The following is a 14,817-nucleotide window of genomic DNA, read 5'->3' as shown; positions in this document are numbered from 1 at the left end:
GCTATAAATCGGATTTATGAGAAAATTAATTTGTATCAGTTTGCTAATGATTTCAGCATTTGGGTTCAGTCAAACCTGGAAAACCAATATGGAAGAAGCAAAAACAACCGCAACAGCACAAAACAAAAACATAGTATTGGTGTTTTCGGGCTCTGATTGGTGCGCGCCTTGTATTAAACTGGATAAAAACGTTTGGCAATCGGAGGCCTTCAAAGCGTATGCCGATGAAAAGTTGGTTTTAGTGCGCGCCGATTTTCCTAAGAAAAAAAACAACGCACTGCCTGAAGATATCCGAAACAATAATCTGCTGTTAGCCGAAAAATACAATAAAGAAGGTTTTTTTCCACTTGTGGTAATTTTAGATAAAAACGGTAAAGTCTTGGCCAAAAAAGGCTATGAAAATCAGACGGCTGCACAATATATTTCCGAATTAAAAGCCATATTAAAATAACACATGAAAGCTTCCTTTTTTCTAACGGCACTATTGGTTGGTTTTTCAACTACAGCTCAAATCATACACAAACGAAAATTAAGTTTGTTGGGAAGTCCTTTTGAAGTCACTGTAGTGGCCAATGATACGGCGCAAGCCAACGAATATGAAGACATAGCGGTTCAGGAAGTAAAACGAATCGAAAATTTAATTTCCGATTGGATTCCGACGACACCCTTATCGGCTATTAACCAAAATGCCGGGAAACAACCGGTGAAAGTACCTCTGGAATTAATTGAATTAATCGAACGCTCCATCAAAATTTCAAAACTCACCGACGGTGCTTTTGACATTAGTTATGCTTCGATGGACAAGATTTGGAAGTTCGACGGCAGTATGAAAGAGATGCCTTCACCCGAAGCGATTAAAAAATCCGTGGAAAAAGTGGGCTATCAAAATATCATCATTGACAAAGAAAAGCAAACTGTTTTCCTGAAATTGGAAGGCATGAAATTGGGCATGGGCGGTATTGGTCAGGGGTATATTGCCGATAAAATCAAACAATTGCTCATTGCCAAGGGCTGCGTGGCCGGATTGGTCAATGTTTCGGGCGACATCAGCACTTGGGGTAAGCAACCTAACGGTGAGCCTTGGAAAGTAGGTATCAAAAACCCCATGAACAAGAACAAGATATTCGCCACTTTTCCGCTCGAAGACACGGCTGTCGAGACGTCGGGCAGTTATGAAAAATATGTAACCTTCAACGGCAAAAGATACTCTCATATCATTGACACCCGAACCGGTTATCCGGCCACCGGATTAATCAGTGTGAGTGTATTTGCCAAAACCACCGAATTAGCCGATGCCTTAGCCACAGGCGTTTTTGTAATGGGAAAAGAAGCCGGCATGAATTTAATCAATCAGCTGCCCGGAATCGGATGTATTATGGTAGATGACGAAGGCAAAATAGCCACTTCAAATAATATCGATTTAAAAAAATATCAAAATGAATAGATTCGGTTTGTTACTGATCGTAATGTTCTTCATGACGTCTTGTACGGTGGTGAAGGAATATGAAAAAGAATATATCAACGATGTTGAAATGAAATTATCTTCCAAAACGGCGGAGCGTTATGAAGTCACTTTTCAAGTATATCGCGAAGCGGCAGCAGGGGCCAATGGTGGTAAAACAGGAGGTGGCTGTGGCTGTAATTAATGTCTAAAGTAATGAAAAACTCCTTTTTATTTTTTGCCACACTAGTCAGTTTATCCGCCTTTTGTCAGGAAGCCGATACGACCAAAGTATTTAAAAAACGGGTGTTAGACGCCACTGAAGTGGATTTTCTGATTAGTTATTACAAACAAGACGGTGTGCATTCGGCGGTTTCGGGTGGAATGGGTTCTGAAAAGCTCACCGATTTGGCTTCCAACATCGTGGTAACAATGCCGATGAATGCCGATGATGTATTAACGGTTGATGCAGGAATTTCATCGTACACCTCTGCATCTTCCAGTAATATCAATCCGTTTAACGATTCGGGAGCCTCGGGTGGCGGCGATGATGATGATGACGATGACAGGGCGACTGTAAACCCGAGAGGAACGCCTTGGTTGGCATCATCCGGAGCTTCTGCCCAAGATGCCTTGGCCAGTGTCACTGTCAATTACAGTCACAGTTCCGACGATCGCAATTTTATTTGGAATGCCGATGTATCATTTTCCAATGAGTACGATTACACCTCTATTGGTTTTGGTGGTGGAATAGCCAAATTATTCAATCAAAAAAATACGGAAGTCAGCCTGAAAGCCAATGCTTATTTAGATCAATGGCGTCCGATTTATCCAACCGAACTGCATGAATACAGTCGTTACGGGAATTCTTTTTTAAGCAATGGTTATTTCAGCGGTCAAACCGTGTACAATCAAAACGGAGCTGCAACGACCGATTATTTACCGTCACAATTTGAAACTATCAGCTCCGTGAATCGTAATTCGTATTCGGTTTCGTTCTCTTTTTCACAGATTTTGACCAAGAAACTGCAAGCCTCCGTCTTCTTTGATTTGTTATTCCAAGAAGGATTATTGTCAACGCCTTACCATCGCATCTATTTCGCAGATAAAGCCAATTACTATTTAGGGGAACCGCAATACATTCCGGTCTATGAAACAGAGGCCAACGTGGGCGTGTATCGTTTGGCTGATGACATTGAGCGATTGCCGGGAACGCGATTTAAATTACCGTTTGGCCTTCGTTTAAATTACTACATCAGTGAGCGTTTCAAACTCCGAACCTATTACCGATACTATACCGACAATTGGGGCATACAGGCGCATACCGCTAACATTGAAATCCCTATCAAGCTGAGTGATCAGTTTACGGTTTATCCGATGTATCGTTATTACACGCAAACAGCGTCGAAGTATTTTGCACCGTTTGAAACACATGTGTCTACCGAAAAATACTATACCTCTGATTATGATTTGTCGACGTTCAACGCCAATCAATTTGGTTTCGGTGCTACGTATCTCGATATTTTTACCAAAGCTAAAATTTGGAAATTGGGCTTGAAAAACATCGATTTCAGATACAATCACTATCAAAGAAGCGATACGCTGTCGGCAGATATCGTCTCGATGGTCTTCAAATTCATACTAAACTAAAAAAAGCAGGATTCAGTCCTGCTTTTTTTATGATTGTCCAAATTAAATTTCACTTAAAAACCAAACGGGTTGTCACTAAAAATGATAATTTGCTGTACCTTAGCTCATAATTTATTAGGGTATGAAACATATTTTAATTGTGGAAGACGAAGAAGGCATCGTTCAATTTTTAAAGCAAGGGTTAGAGGAGGAAGGTTATCAAATTTCTTCGGCCAACAATGGTGAAGCCGGACTTGAGCTCTTCCGAAAAGAAAAATTCGATTTGGTATTACTCGATTGGATGATGCCCAAAATGACCGGTTTAGAAATCTGTAAAGCCATCCGACAACAAAATACTAAAGTGCCCATTATATTTTTAACTGCCAAAGATACCGTTCAGGAAACCGTAGAAGGATTACAGTCGGGCGCCAACGATTATATCAAAAAACCGTTTAGCTTCGACGAATTGGTAGAACGCATCAAAGTACAACTTCGCGATAAATCGGAAAGTGAACTATTAACGTTGGGTCCGGTAGAAATCAATTTACAAAAGCATCAAGTAACCGTGAACAAAAAAGAGGTTTCATTAACTCAAAAAGAATTTGATTTATTGCATTATTTGGTTAAAAATAAGGGAACCGTTTGTTCCCGAACTCAAATTATTCAGGATGTTTGGGATATTCATTTTGAATACGATACCGGGGTAATTGATGTGTTTATGAATGCCATTCGGAAAAAATTAAATCTCAAAGTCGATGAAGACTACATCAAAACCATTCGCGGTGTAGGGTACATTGCTAACGACGAATAAGCATGCAACAACTCTCTTTTAAAAACAGAATTGCTTCCAATTACATTATTACCACAGCATTATTGATTTTTGTGGTGTTTTTTGCTATTTACTCTATTGTAAAATTCAGTATTTACATTCGAGTGAATAACGAAATTAAAACCGAAGTCGCCAAGCACTTAAAAGAAATTGAAGTGATTGAAAACTGTGTTTTATTAATTGAGGAAGAAGAATGGAAGTCGAGCCAATTCAACAAAGTAGAGGTGAGTCCGGCTTTCATCCAATTTGTAGACGAATTGGGCAGCATGGTTGAAAAATCACCCAATCTGAAACAAAAAAAGCTCACTTTCAAACCCGATGCGCCGGTAAACGAATTGTTTGATACCAAGCTCGAAAACATTTCGGTCAGACAAATTCAAGTGCCGTTGTATCAAGGCACCAAAATTATTGGCTATCTTATTGTAGCCATGTCGTTGGAAGACTCCGTGATGGTACTCAACAACTTATTTAGCATCATGTTGATTGCCTATCCGTTGATTCTCTTGGTTTTGTTTCTCATCGCGCGTTTCATCGCGGGGAAAAGCATCAAACCGATAAGTGCTATTATTGAAACTTCCAATATCATCACCAAAGACAATTTAAAATCGCGTATTCCGTTGCCACAAAACAAAGACGAATTGTATTTGCTGTCCCAAACCATTAATAATTTGTTAGACAGAGTAGAAAGTGCCATCGAAAGAGAGAAACAGTTCTCTTCTGATGCGTCACACGAATTGCGAACACCGTTGGCTGTCATTAAAGGAACATTAGAAGTATTGATTCGTAAACCTCGTAATCCTGAGGAATATAAAGAAAAAATAGAGTTCTGTGTCAACGAAGTCAACCGCTTGAATCACTTGGTCGATGAGCTTTTATTATTAGCCCGATTTGAAAATCAAAAGCAATCCTTAAAAATCGAGAAAGTCTCGTTGAACACCGTTTTCTTTGATGTGATTTCCAGAAACGCAACCCTGATTTCCGAGAAAAAAATCAAGTGTGTCTCTAATTTTGAACAAGAGTATTACGTGAATACCGATGCCTATTTATTGGGCATCATCGTAAACAATATACTTACCAATGCCGTGAAGTATTCCAATAAAGGCGAAACGATTACTTTTGACATTATCGAAAACGACCGGCAGCTTATTTGTTCTGTTTCCGACAAAGGAATCGGCATTGCTGCTGAGGATTTGCAAAAAATATTCGATCAGTTCTATCGTTCCAAATCCAACGAGCATCCTGAGATTAAAGGAACCGGTTTGGGCTTATCCATAGTAAAACGCTTGTGCACATTACTGCAAATTGATTTGCAAATAGAAAGCAAGGAAGGAAGCGGTACCAAAGTTATCTTAGGATTCCGCAAATAATGACCGTAAAACTGATTATTATCATGGTTTTAATCAAAGAATAAGGCTATATTTGGGTTAAACTTATAAACTCTTATCCTATGAACGAAGCACATTTGCACCTGTTGGTTAATCATTTTCCGATTATCGGAACCATTTTCGGATTGGGCATTTTAATTGGCGGTATTATTTTTAAAAACAATGCCGTTAAAAACACCGCTTTTATTGTATTAATTGTCGCGACTCTCTTTGGTGCCGCTTCAATGGCTACCGGAGAAGGAGCCGAAGAATTGGTGGAAGATATGCCAACCGTAGGCAAAAGCATTATCCACGAACACGAAGAATTAGCCGAGAAATTCATTGTAGTCTTGTATGTAACCGGTGCATTTGCGCTGTTGTCCTTATTAGCCAACATTAAAAAACATTCCAAAGCCAATTTATTAGCATGGTTAACCTTATTGCTGTCAATAGTTGCAGTTGTTTTGGTTAAAGAAGTAGGTACTTCCGGAGGCGAAATCAGACACACCGAAATCAGAGCCGACGCAAGCACTCAAACCAATGCCGGCGGTGAAAATCAAAGCGAACACGGCGAAGAAGATTGATTCCAAATAATCAAAGGACACAAACCTAACAGCACAAACTGTTAGGTTTTTTTATTTTAAGGCAATAAGTATAAATTAATGATAACAAAACTGCCCGAAATCACAAGTGATAAACTAATCAAGCGCTTTTTCAAGAATTATGATGCTATTACACTTCTATAAGTTGTATTTGGCTTTTTAATCTTTCGATAAGCATATGCATCATACGCTTATTAAGGTTTGAAGAGTTTTGGATATACTCGGCATATTCCTCTAAGGTAAAGAAAGCGATGACCATTCCCTTTAATGAGTTTCTGAATTTGATATCGCGTTGAATCACATTTTCAATATACGCCATTTTCTTTTCGGGGGTTAGCGAGAAGAAAACATTTTTTTGCTTTACAGCATAATTGATAAATACTTGAATGAATAAATCGTTTTGTAGTTTTAGAATAGGGCGTAGGGTTTTATTTTGAAAAACTTCTTCTACCGATGATTGAACGCTGATTGTCCCGAAAGGTTCCCCTCTTAACTCAAGGACATTGTTGTCTCTGGCTTCCATTTTTTCTTTTAAAGTTATAAAAAAACCTCTGCGGTAAAACAGAGGTTAATTTATAGTTATTAATAATTAATTGTTAATTAGTAATCTTAAAGACCGCTTTACGAACTAGGCGTCGGGCGTACTCCGAATTTTTATCGACAGAGCTGTCAATACCGGCTCCTTTAGCTACTAAACGAGAAGGGCTGATTCCGGCTTTTACCAAGATGGCCTTAACATTTTCGGCTCTGGTAGCAGCCAATTTTTCATTTTTAGCACTATTTCCTACTTCATCCGCATAACCGGAAATCTCAATCGATTTGGATGGATTGTTTCTCAAGTAATTCAAGATAAATCCAATATTATCGGCTGAAGCCGGGCTTGGCTGCGATACATTTTTGTCAAAGTGAACGGCAATATATCCTTCGTTGATAAGCTGCTCTAGCATTCCTTTCGACAAGGTAGTGTTATTGTTATTGGTAATGGAACTGTCCACATATTTTTCCAATTCATCAGGAACGCCGTTGGTGTTTTTATCCACCATTCTACCTTTCGTATCAACAGCTACACCCGCAATAGAATTGTTTTCAACATCTAAGTAATCCGGAACCCCGTCTTTATCAGCATCATTCATTAAAGTTTCAATCTCACCAATACGATTGTTCAATTCGTCTATCTCTTTGTCTTTTTTATCTTGAATAATTGCCCAATCCCCGTGTATTTTTTCGTTTCCGAAAGAATACGACAATCCTAAAGTTGTTACAATCATCTGTCCGGACAAATTATTAGAAGGGTCGGAATACGAACCATCCCAGTTTAAATGTTGTCTGAAACTATTTAACATACTGATGTCTGCATTCACGGATAAGGATTTTGTCAGTCGGAACTGAGGTGTAAAACCTACGATTAAACCACCGTTCATTTCGTCTTTATCCACTACATCAGAGTGCATTCTGCTTAATTGCAAACCACCATGCAACAACAAACCAAAGCGTCCGGCAGCTTCTTCAATATTAAACAATCGGATAGCATTGATAACGCCTTGAAATCCCATTCGGTATTGGTAGGTTTCAAAAGGTAAACTACCGCTTCCGGATTGGTTGTTGAACTTGTCGTAACTAAAGTCTAATTTAAGACCAAATTTAGGACTCATCATGTATCGCGCTCCGATACCAAAACTATTGACTTGAACACGACCCAAAAACTTGTTAGGATCATTCGAAAAATAACCGTCAGCATAAGGCTTTATCCCTTTTGCCTGACCAACCGCCAATTCGATTGACCATCTGTTATAACTGTCTCCCACGATACCGGTTGTATCAACAACGGTTTGTGCGGAAACGGCAGAAAATGTAAAAAAAGAAATTACAATAAGTAGGCTTTTTTTCATGTGGATGTACTTTGTATTTGTTTAAAATTAGCGGGTTACTATTGCAAATATAATTGTTTACAATTAATAATCAACTTTTTTACTTATTAACTACTCGAGGATATAATAGGTACATAACTCTGAAATCGATTTCGGTTAATGATTTGTCAATTTACCGAACCGGATTTTACAAATGTGTACTTTTGTTAAAAAATAACAATGAGATTTCACACCAGAAAATGGGTTAAGCCCGAAGACTTAAATCCGAACCACACCTTGTTTGGCGGGCGTTTGTTGGCTTGGATTGACGAAGAATTAGCACTTTATTCGATTATTCAATTGGAAAACCCGAAAATTGTAACCAAGCACATGTCGGAAATCAATTTCAAAAGTTCGGCCCGTCAAGGCGATATTGTTGAAATTGGTATTGATGTCGTTCGGTTTGGCAAAACATCAATCACATTAACTTGCGAAGTGCGAAACATGATGACACGGGATACGATTATTTCGATTGACACCATTACTATGGTGAGTTTAGGAGAAGACGGCAAACCGAAACCTCACGGAAAAACGCAAATAGAATATATTAAAGACCGATTGGGCGATTAATCGACAAAATCGCTTTTACCGGAAGGCATCTCATAAATTTGAAGGTCAAAATACGGTATCGCGGCAAAAATGTGATCGAAAATATCGGCCATAATGTATTCGTAATTTTCAAATCGTTTGTCGTTTGAAAAAGCATAAATCTCCAACGGGATACCATGTGGCGTAGGTTGCAATTGACGACACAGTAAAATCATGTCTTTGTTTAATCCGGGATACTGACTCAAATACTGCGTAATGTATTTTCGAAACAAACCGAAATTGGTCATGTTTCTGCCGTTAATCAATAAGGTCTTATCAATTTGGCGATGGGCATTAAACTTGTCAATCTCACTCTGACGGTGTTCGATGTATTGGGTAACCAATTGTATTTGTCTCATTTTTTCCAAATCTTTTTCATCCAAAAAACGAATACTGTGGGCTTTAATCAAAATGTGACGTTTAATGCGTCGACCGCTGGAGTTGAGCATGCCGCGCCAATTTCGAAACGAATCGGAAATCAAGCTATACGTGGGAATAGTTGTGGTGGTATTGTCAAAATTTCTAACTTTTACCGTAGCCAAATTGATTTCAATCACATCACCATCGGCACCGAATTTATCAAAGGTAATCCAATCGCCAATGCGCACCATATCGTTTAACGACACTTGTACACTGGCCACAAAACCTAAAATCGTATCTCTGAAAATCAGAATAATAATGGCCGAAACGGCTCCGAATGTTCCCAACATAGCATTGGTACTGATGTCAAATATTTTGGAAACAATAACAATAAACCCAAAAATCCACAGGACAATCATAATAACCTGAATGTAACTGTCAATGGGTTTATCGCTGTAAGACGGATTGGATTTTAAATGATCACGGAATGCATTCAACACCGTTTTAATAATCCATAAACTGAGTAAAACGATGTAAATGCCAACCAGTTTGCCAAAAATACCTTCCCAATACACAAAATTCTCCAAGATAATGGGCACCGATTTGTAAATGAACAATAGAGGAATCAGATGCGCGATGTACTTGGCGGTTTTGTTGGAAACCAATAAATCATCGAAACGAGTTTTGGTTCTTCGGGCCAAAATAATCATACTTCTGACCAAAACGTATTTGAATACCAGAAAAATCAGGTAGGAGATAAAAGCCAATACTGCAATATTAATGGCCAGACTCAAATAGGAGGAAAGGGTTTCGCCCCAATCCCAGTTTTTGAACATCGGATAGCTCCAACCGAATATTTTTTCTGCTATTTTATGCATTTCTCACATACTTTTTTTCGACATAAAAGGTAGCGAACGGCAGGAGGGAAGCCAATTGCACCATAACAAATTCTTTAAAATTCCACTGCTGCTCGTTTTTAATCATAATGGCCATCAACACATAACCTATAAACAATAAGCCGTGGGCCATCCCAATTGGAAATAGTAGTGTTTTATAGAGTTCCATATGGTTGGGTTTTATCACCAACATATTAAAAAACAACACTAAATAGGATATGCCTTCGGCAATGGCAATGAATTTAAAAAGCTTTGTCATAGTTTTTTTATTTACCGGCAAAATTAAGTAATAACAACCACAATGGCGAAAAAGAAATTACTTTTGTTACATGAGTAAAAGAGATTTAAAAAAATACTTGGGTACGCTTTCTAAGGCACAACTCGAAACCCAGATTGTGGAGTTGTACGATAAATTCAGCAACGTCAAAACATTTTATGATTTCGCGTTCAATCCCAATGAAGACAAGCTGTTGCGAGAAGCTAAGGTTAAAATTTCTAATGAATATTTTCCGACGACGAATAAGAGAGCCAAAATGCGTCGTTCGGTGGCACAAAAGTTCATCAAACACTTTATCACTATAGGAGTAGACCCATACATCACGGCCGATGTAATGTTGTATACTTTAGAAATCGCGTTGGCCTATTCTTCTGAAAAAACCATAAAGCCAGCGTCGTTTTACAGCAGTATGCTTTCCTCATTTTCTCAAGTCATCCGATTTTGTGTCGAAAACGGGATGGTAGCCGACTTTAAAAATCGGATTATAAGTGTAAATGAAAAAGTGCAAACACAGCAATGGCCCAATCGATACGACTTTACCACCGTCATAGAAAAAGGGTTGTATTAAATTTTCGTTATTTGAAAAAATTAATTGCCGAATAACTCGTTTTTAGCTGTACTTTTGCAAAATTGTACTAATTGCCATGTCGCACAAAGAATTTCATGTTGAAACCGAAGAAAAAAAGGAACTTTACGGTTACCAAAAGGGCGATATTGACAAAATTTTTGAGCGATTAGACAATGCACCAAGCGATTATCACTTGTTGTATCAATTGCCGACCGGTGGTGGAAAAACAGTCATTTTTTCAGAAATCGTACGTCGTTATCTCTCCAAGCACAATAAAAAAGTAGTGGTGTTAACACATCGTATTGAGTTGTGCAAACAAACCTCTAAGATGCTCAAAGGCTTTGATGTTAAAAATAAAATCATCAACAGCAATATTAAGGATTTACCCGATCAAGACGAATATTCTTGCTTTGTGGCAATGGTGGAAACCTTAAAAAACAGGTTAAATGATGAAAAGTTACTCATTGATAATGTAGGCTTAGTCATTATTGACGAAGCCCATTACAACTCGTTCCGAAAACTCTTCAGCCAGTTTAAAAAGTCTTTTATTTTGGGCGTAACGGCCACACCGTTGAGTTCAAACATCAAACTGCCGATGCATCAAAATTATGATGAACTCATTGTGGGTGATACCATCCAATCGCTTATCGACAAAGGCTTTTTGGCCAAAGCGACTACATATAGTTACGACGTAGGGTTAACGTCTTTAAAAGTGGGTATCAACGGGGATTATACCGTAAAATCGTCCGATGATTTGTATATGAATATGGTGATGCAGGAAAAATTATTGCACGCATATACCGAAAGATCATTGGGTAAAAAAACCTTAATCTTTAATAACGGAATTCACACTTCGTTATACGTTTACGATACTTTCAGAGAAGCCGGATTTGACATCAAACACCTTGATAACACCACGTCTTCCGAGGATCGTAAAGAAATTTTACAATGGTTTAAGAAAACACCCGATGCCATTTTAACTTCTGTTGGCATTTTGACCACCGGTTTTGATGAACCCACTGTAGAAAGCATTATTTTGAATCGGGCCACGAAATCGTTAACACTTTATTTTCAAATGATTGGACGCGGTTCCCGTAAATTACCGCACAAAGATGAGTTTACGGTAATCGATTTGGGAAACAATGCCTTGCGATTTGGTTTGTGGAATGATCCTGTAGATTGGCAACACATATTTAAAGCACCCGAAATGTATTTGGAAAGTTTACGGGATGATGCCGAAATTGAAATGAATTTTAAATATACCATGCCGGAGGCGGTTCGAAAAATGTTTTCGCAATCGGACAACGTCACTATGGATATTGAAGAAGAATTTAAAAAAGTGATGGCACAAAATCGCAGAGCCAAAGAAGTCATCGAAAAATCAATTCAGCAACACGCTTTAATGTGTGTGGTAAATTCCAAAGATTTGAACGGCGCCAGAATGTTGTCTAAATTATTATCCGATGATATCGAAAGTCGTGTAAAACGATTTGTGAGCTGTTTGGGAAAAACCAGCAAGAATTATCGCGAATGGCTTATTGAAGATTATAAAAACAAATTGAGTTTGGTAATAGGCAAAACCTTTCGCGAATTGAATTTGTGACATAATAAATTCACATAATGTCACGTAAATTACTGTTTTTAAACTATTTAAATATTTTTAATTTTAATTTTTGAATTTCATACAAATCAAACTATAATTTATATTATGTAAAATAGAATTTTTAAAAACCAACTGCACCAACACGGTAATTTTAGTTTTCAAATCTTGTTAACAATGCCCTATTGATGTTGTGAGTTTGTTATTTTTGCATAAGATAGATTATCATTTTATCCTTAAGCTAAATTATGAGTAATTCGATCGCTGAAAATATTGCCAATTTTTTAAAAGAATATCCGCCGTTTAATTATCTGACTTATGAAGAATTAATTCAGGTTACTCAAAATATCGGCGTTGTCAATTTGGATAAGCATAAAATTTTATTTCAAATTGATGATAAACTGCACGATAGCTTTTATGTAGTGGCTTCGGGTGCCATTAATTTGACCGTTGTGGCGGATGCCGAAGAAACCTTACTCAACAAATGTTACGCCGGGGATGTATTTGGTTTACGTCCGTTTTTTGCCAAAAACAATTATATGATGACCGCTAAAGCGCGCGAAGACAGTATTGTATACGCCATACCTATTGCTGTTTTCAAACCGTTTGTGGCGCAAAATCCTCAGGTGCTCGACTTTTTACTGGAAAGTTTTGCCACCAATACGCGAAATCCGTTTGACAAAGAAAACCGCGGTAAATTAATTACCGATTTTGTGTATACCGACAGTCAAGCCAATGAAATTCAGTATTTTCAAAATTTAGCTTACAATAAAACACCGCTCAAAATAGCCGCCAATACCACCGTTAAAGATACCGCACAATGGATGACCGAAAACCTATTGGATAACGCCATCGTTATAGCGCAAAATGAACCTATCGGAATTGTAACCGATACCGATTTCAGAACTAAAATTGCCAACGGCCGCTTTCCCATTACCGCAACAGTGGACAAAATCATGTCGGCTCCGGTAATTACAGTTCCGGAAAATGTTTCCGTGGCCGAGGCACAATTACTCCTGCTCAAGCACAATGTGAGCCACTTGTGTGTCACCGTTGACGGCTCAGACAAAACGGAAGTTAAAGGTGTCATTTCGGAACACGATTTAATTGTAGCACAGGCGAATAATCCGGGAGTTTTAATCAAAGAAATCAAGCGTTCTTTATCGCCTAAAGAATTACGTTCGGTACGTGAAAAACTAACCGACTTAATCCAAACCTCAATAGCCAAGAATGTGCCTTTGCCGCACATTTACAATATCACAGGTGAAATCATTACGGCTATCATCAAGCGCTCAGTCGAGTTAGCGATACTCGATTTGGGTTCTCCTCCATCGCGTTTTGCCTGGTTGAGTATTGGCAGTCAGGGTCGAAAAGAACAACTTTTGTTAACTGACCAAGACAGTATTTTAATTTTTGAAGATGTAGCACCCGAAAAATACCGTGATGTCAAAGATTATTTTCTGAAATTAGCCAAACGAACTACCGCTATTTTAGAAAAAGTGGGATATCAGTTCTGCCCTAACGGTCATATGGCCAGCAATATGCTTTGGTGTAAATCGCTATCCGACTGGATAAAGCAATACAACAATTGGATGAAGACACCCGGTGAAAAATCAAACGATATCAGCAGTATCTTTTTTGATTACGAAACCGCTTTCGGGGAAACTAAGATTGAAGATGCTATTTCCGACTTGATATTCAAAAATGCAAAAAGCAACGCCCTTTTCTTTGATTATTTAGGCAACGACGCCTTGCGTAAGAATCCGCCGTTGAACTTCTTTAAAAAGTTTAATTTGGAGGAAGAAGGCGAACACAAAGGAAAATTCGACATTAAAAGCAGAGGAATCATGCCGTTAGTGGATGGTGCACGATTGTTTGCAATTAACTTGAATCTGCGCGGCATCAACAATACCTATCTTCGCTTTAAGCAATTGGCCTTGGTAGATCCCAAGTTTTCGGAAATATACCTGAATTGTGCCGAAGCTTTCCTAATTTTATCGAAATTCAGAACCTTAGAAGGATTGAAAAATGACAGCTCCGGTGATTATATCAATATTGATGAATTGACAAAAGTGGAACGAGAGCGACTTAAAAATGCCTTACACCCGATGCGCGAGTTAGAAGAACTCATCAAAGATAAATTTCAATTAACCCAATTTTCATAGTATGCTCGATTGGATTAAAAACATCAATAAGGAATACCCCGAATTTTGGAAATCGTACCTGTCTAAGTTGGAGACCAAATCCAACCGCTATGTCATTTTAAGTACCGAAACCACCGGTTTAAATCCTAAAAAAGATGTTATACTTTCTTTTGGCGCCCTTGGTGTCGTTAATGATGTGATTAAAATTGGCGATAATTTCGAAGCTGTGATTTTGCAATACAAATATTTACATGATAATGGCTTGTCTAACGAGTTTTTAATTGAAAGTAAACTCCCGAAATTAACCGAGTACCAAGCTGTACAATCATTAGTGGAATATATCGGCAATGCGGTTTTGGTAGGTCACCGAATTCATTTTGATATCGAACTGATTAATGAAGCTTTGGAAAAAATGGATTGCGGAAAGCTCAAAAATGAAGCCTTAGATATCGAAATCATGCATCAAAAATTGATGGACATCACCAGCAAATCATTTTCTATTGATGATTTGATTAAACATTACAAACTCCCGTTAAGTGAGAAATCATCGGCTTCTGATGATGCTTATGCTATTGCATTATTGTTTTTGAAACTCAAATCCCGTCTCGGATT

General features: G+C 38.1%; 16 protein-coding genes. 12 read left to right on the top strand and 4 right to left on the bottom strand.

Going from position 1 to position 14,817, the window contains the following annotated elements; genetic code table 11:
• The first annotated feature begins 16 nt into the window (after positions 1–16).
• The 7 genes from QHT84_RS13010 to QHT84_RS12980 all read left to right on the top strand — a co-directional run bounded on the left by QHT84_RS13010 (position 17) and on the right by QHT84_RS12980 (position 5,847).
• Positions 17–451 carry a thioredoxin family protein gene (locus tag QHT84_RS13010; protein WP_283240006.1) on the top strand — a complete coding sequence of 145 codons (435 nt, stop codon included), beginning with the start codon at positions 17–19 and terminating at the stop codon, positions 449–451.
• A gap of 3 nt (positions 452–454) precedes the next feature.
• Positions 455–1,444 carry an FAD:protein FMN transferase gene (locus tag QHT84_RS13005; RefSeq protein ID WP_283240005.1) on the top strand — a complete coding sequence of 330 codons (990 nt, stop codon included), beginning with the start codon at positions 455–457 and terminating at the stop codon, positions 1,442–1,444.
• Positions 1,437–1,646, top strand: a complete 210-nt coding sequence (locus QHT84_RS13000; RefSeq protein WP_283240004.1) for a DUF4266 domain-containing protein — start codon at positions 1,437–1,439, stop codon at positions 1,644–1,646. Before QHT84_RS13005 ends, QHT84_RS13000 begins: the two co-directional genes overlap by 8 nt.
• An 11-nt stretch (positions 1,647–1,657) precedes the next feature.
• On the top strand, positions 1,658–3,091 hold the full coding sequence (locus QHT84_RS12995; protein ID WP_283240003.1) for a DUF3570 domain-containing protein: 1,434 nt from the start codon (positions 1,658–1,660) through the stop codon (positions 3,089–3,091).
• A 121-nt stretch (positions 3,092–3,212) separates the two neighbouring features.
• On the top strand, positions 3,213–3,881 hold the full coding sequence (locus tag QHT84_RS12990) for a response regulator transcription factor (RefSeq protein ID WP_283240002.1): 669 nt from the start codon (positions 3,213–3,215) through the stop codon (positions 3,879–3,881).
• A gap of 2 nt (positions 3,882–3,883) precedes the next feature.
• A complete protein-coding gene (locus tag QHT84_RS12985; protein WP_283240001.1) occupies positions 3,884–5,266 on the top strand; it encodes a sensor histidine kinase in 1,383 nt (460 codons plus the stop codon).
• Between the two features lie 80 nt (positions 5,267–5,346).
• A complete protein-coding gene (locus QHT84_RS12980) occupies positions 5,347–5,847 on the top strand; it encodes a DUF2231 domain-containing protein (RefSeq protein ID WP_283240000.1) in 501 nt (166 codons plus the stop codon).
• Positions 5,848–5,995: 148 nt separating this feature from the next.
• On the opposite strand, the gene QHT84_RS12975 is transcribed toward QHT84_RS12980, so the two are convergent.
• Positions 5,996–6,388, bottom strand: coding sequence for a glyoxalase (locus QHT84_RS12975; RefSeq protein WP_283239999.1), 393 nt, complete (start codon positions 6,386–6,388; stop codon positions 5,996–5,998).
• Between the two features lie 73 nt (positions 6,389–6,461).
• Entirely contained in the window at positions 6,462–7,754 is a 1,293-nt protein-coding gene (locus QHT84_RS12970) for an OmpA family protein (RefSeq protein ID WP_283239998.1), read from the bottom strand.
• Positions 7,755–7,952: 198 nt separating this feature from the next.
• On the opposite strand from QHT84_RS12970, the gene QHT84_RS12965 reads away from it, so the two are divergent.
• Positions 7,953–8,342 carry an acyl-CoA thioesterase gene (locus tag QHT84_RS12965; protein WP_283239997.1) on the top strand — a complete coding sequence of 130 codons (390 nt, stop codon included), beginning with the start codon at positions 7,953–7,955 and terminating at the stop codon, positions 8,340–8,342.
• Here QHT84_RS12965 and QHT84_RS12960 read toward each other — a convergent pair.
• Positions 8,339–9,598, bottom strand: a complete 1,260-nt coding sequence (locus QHT84_RS12960) for a mechanosensitive ion channel family protein (protein ID WP_283239996.1) — start codon at positions 9,596–9,598, stop codon at positions 8,339–8,341. The genes QHT84_RS12965 and QHT84_RS12960 overlap by 4 nt on opposite strands.
• Entirely contained in the window at positions 9,591–9,875 is a 285-nt protein-coding gene (locus QHT84_RS12955) for a DUF3817 domain-containing protein (protein ID WP_283239995.1), read from the bottom strand. The genes QHT84_RS12960 and QHT84_RS12955 overlap by 8 nt, the downstream gene beginning before the upstream one ends.
• Positions 9,876–9,945: 70 nt before the next feature.
• Between QHT84_RS12955 and QHT84_RS12950 the strand changes: the two genes are divergently transcribed.
• From QHT84_RS12950 to QHT84_RS12935, 4 genes are all read left to right on the top strand, one after another.
• Positions 9,946–10,461, top strand: a complete 516-nt coding sequence (locus tag QHT84_RS12950; RefSeq protein ID WP_283239994.1) for a DUF6155 family protein — start codon at positions 9,946–9,948, stop codon at positions 10,459–10,461.
• A gap of 76 nt (positions 10,462–10,537) precedes the next feature.
• A complete protein-coding gene (locus tag QHT84_RS12945; RefSeq protein ID WP_283239993.1) occupies positions 10,538–12,064 on the top strand; it encodes a DEAD/DEAH box helicase in 1,527 nt (508 codons plus the stop codon).
• 245 nt (positions 12,065–12,309) lie between these two features.
• A complete protein-coding gene (locus QHT84_RS12940; protein WP_283239992.1) occupies positions 12,310–14,226 on the top strand; it encodes a DUF294 nucleotidyltransferase-like domain-containing protein in 1,917 nt (638 codons plus the stop codon).
• A gap of 1 nt (position 14,227) precedes the next feature.
• Positions 14,228–14,817: 3'-5' exonuclease (locus tag QHT84_RS12935; RefSeq protein WP_283239991.1), on the top strand; the 590-nt coding region annotated here is incomplete at its 3' end.

The organism is Flavobacterium sedimenticola (genome assembly GCF_030053345.1).
Classification (GTDB): Bacteria; Bacteroidota; Bacteroidia; order Flavobacteriales; family Flavobacteriaceae; genus Flavobacterium; species Flavobacterium sedimenticola.
The sequence above is the reverse complement of the archived record's forward strand: the minus strand, read 5'-3'. Positions and strand labels throughout refer to the sequence as shown.

Bases quoted from the DNA above. Each gene is read 5' to 3' on its own strand.
- QHT84_RS13010 (WP_283240006.1), top strand. From the start codon at position 17: ATGAGAAAATTAATTTGTATCAGTTTGCTAATGATTTCAGCATTTGGG.
- QHT84_RS13005 (WP_283240005.1), top strand. From the start codon at position 455: ATGAAAGCTTCCTTTTTTCTAACGGCACTATTGGTTGGTTTTTCAACT.
- QHT84_RS12965 (WP_283239997.1), top strand. From the start codon at position 7,953: ATGAGATTTCACACCAGAAAATGGGTTAAGCCCGAAGACTTAAATCCG.
- QHT84_RS12945 (WP_283239993.1), top strand. From the start codon at position 10,538: ATGTCGCACAAAGAATTTCATGTTGAAACCGAAGAAAAAAAGGAACTT.
- QHT84_RS12970 (WP_283239998.1), bottom strand. From the start codon at position 7,754: ATGAAAAAAAGCCTACTTATTGTAATTTCTTTTTTTACATTTTCTGCC.
- QHT84_RS12950 (WP_283239994.1), top strand. From the start codon at position 9,946: ATGAGTAAAAGAGATTTAAAAAAATACTTGGGTACGCTTTCTAAGGCA.
- QHT84_RS12985 (WP_283240001.1), top strand. From the start codon at position 3,884: ATGCAACAACTCTCTTTTAAAAACAGAATTGCTTCCAATTACATTATT.
- QHT84_RS13000 (WP_283240004.1), top strand. From the start codon at position 1,437: ATGAATAGATTCGGTTTGTTACTGATCGTAATGTTCTTCATGACGTCT.
- QHT84_RS12960 (WP_283239996.1), bottom strand. From the start codon at position 9,598: ATGCATAAAATAGCAGAAAAAATATTCGGTTGGAGCTATCCGATGTTC.
- QHT84_RS12995 (WP_283240003.1), top strand. From the start codon at position 1,658: ATGAAAAACTCCTTTTTATTTTTTGCCACACTAGTCAGTTTATCCGCC.
- QHT84_RS12955 (WP_283239995.1), bottom strand. From the start codon at position 9,875: ATGACAAAGCTTTTTAAATTCATTGCCATTGCCGAAGGCATATCCTAT.
- QHT84_RS12940 (WP_283239992.1), top strand. From the start codon at position 12,310: ATGAGTAATTCGATCGCTGAAAATATTGCCAATTTTTTAAAAGAATAT.
- QHT84_RS12980 (WP_283240000.1), top strand. From the start codon at position 5,347: ATGAACGAAGCACATTTGCACCTGTTGGTTAATCATTTTCCGATTATC.
- QHT84_RS12975 (WP_283239999.1), bottom strand. From the start codon at position 6,388: ATGGAAGCCAGAGACAACAATGTCCTTGAGTTAAGAGGGGAACCTTTC.
- QHT84_RS12990 (WP_283240002.1), top strand. From the start codon at position 3,213: ATGAAACATATTTTAATTGTGGAAGACGAAGAAGGCATCGTTCAATTT.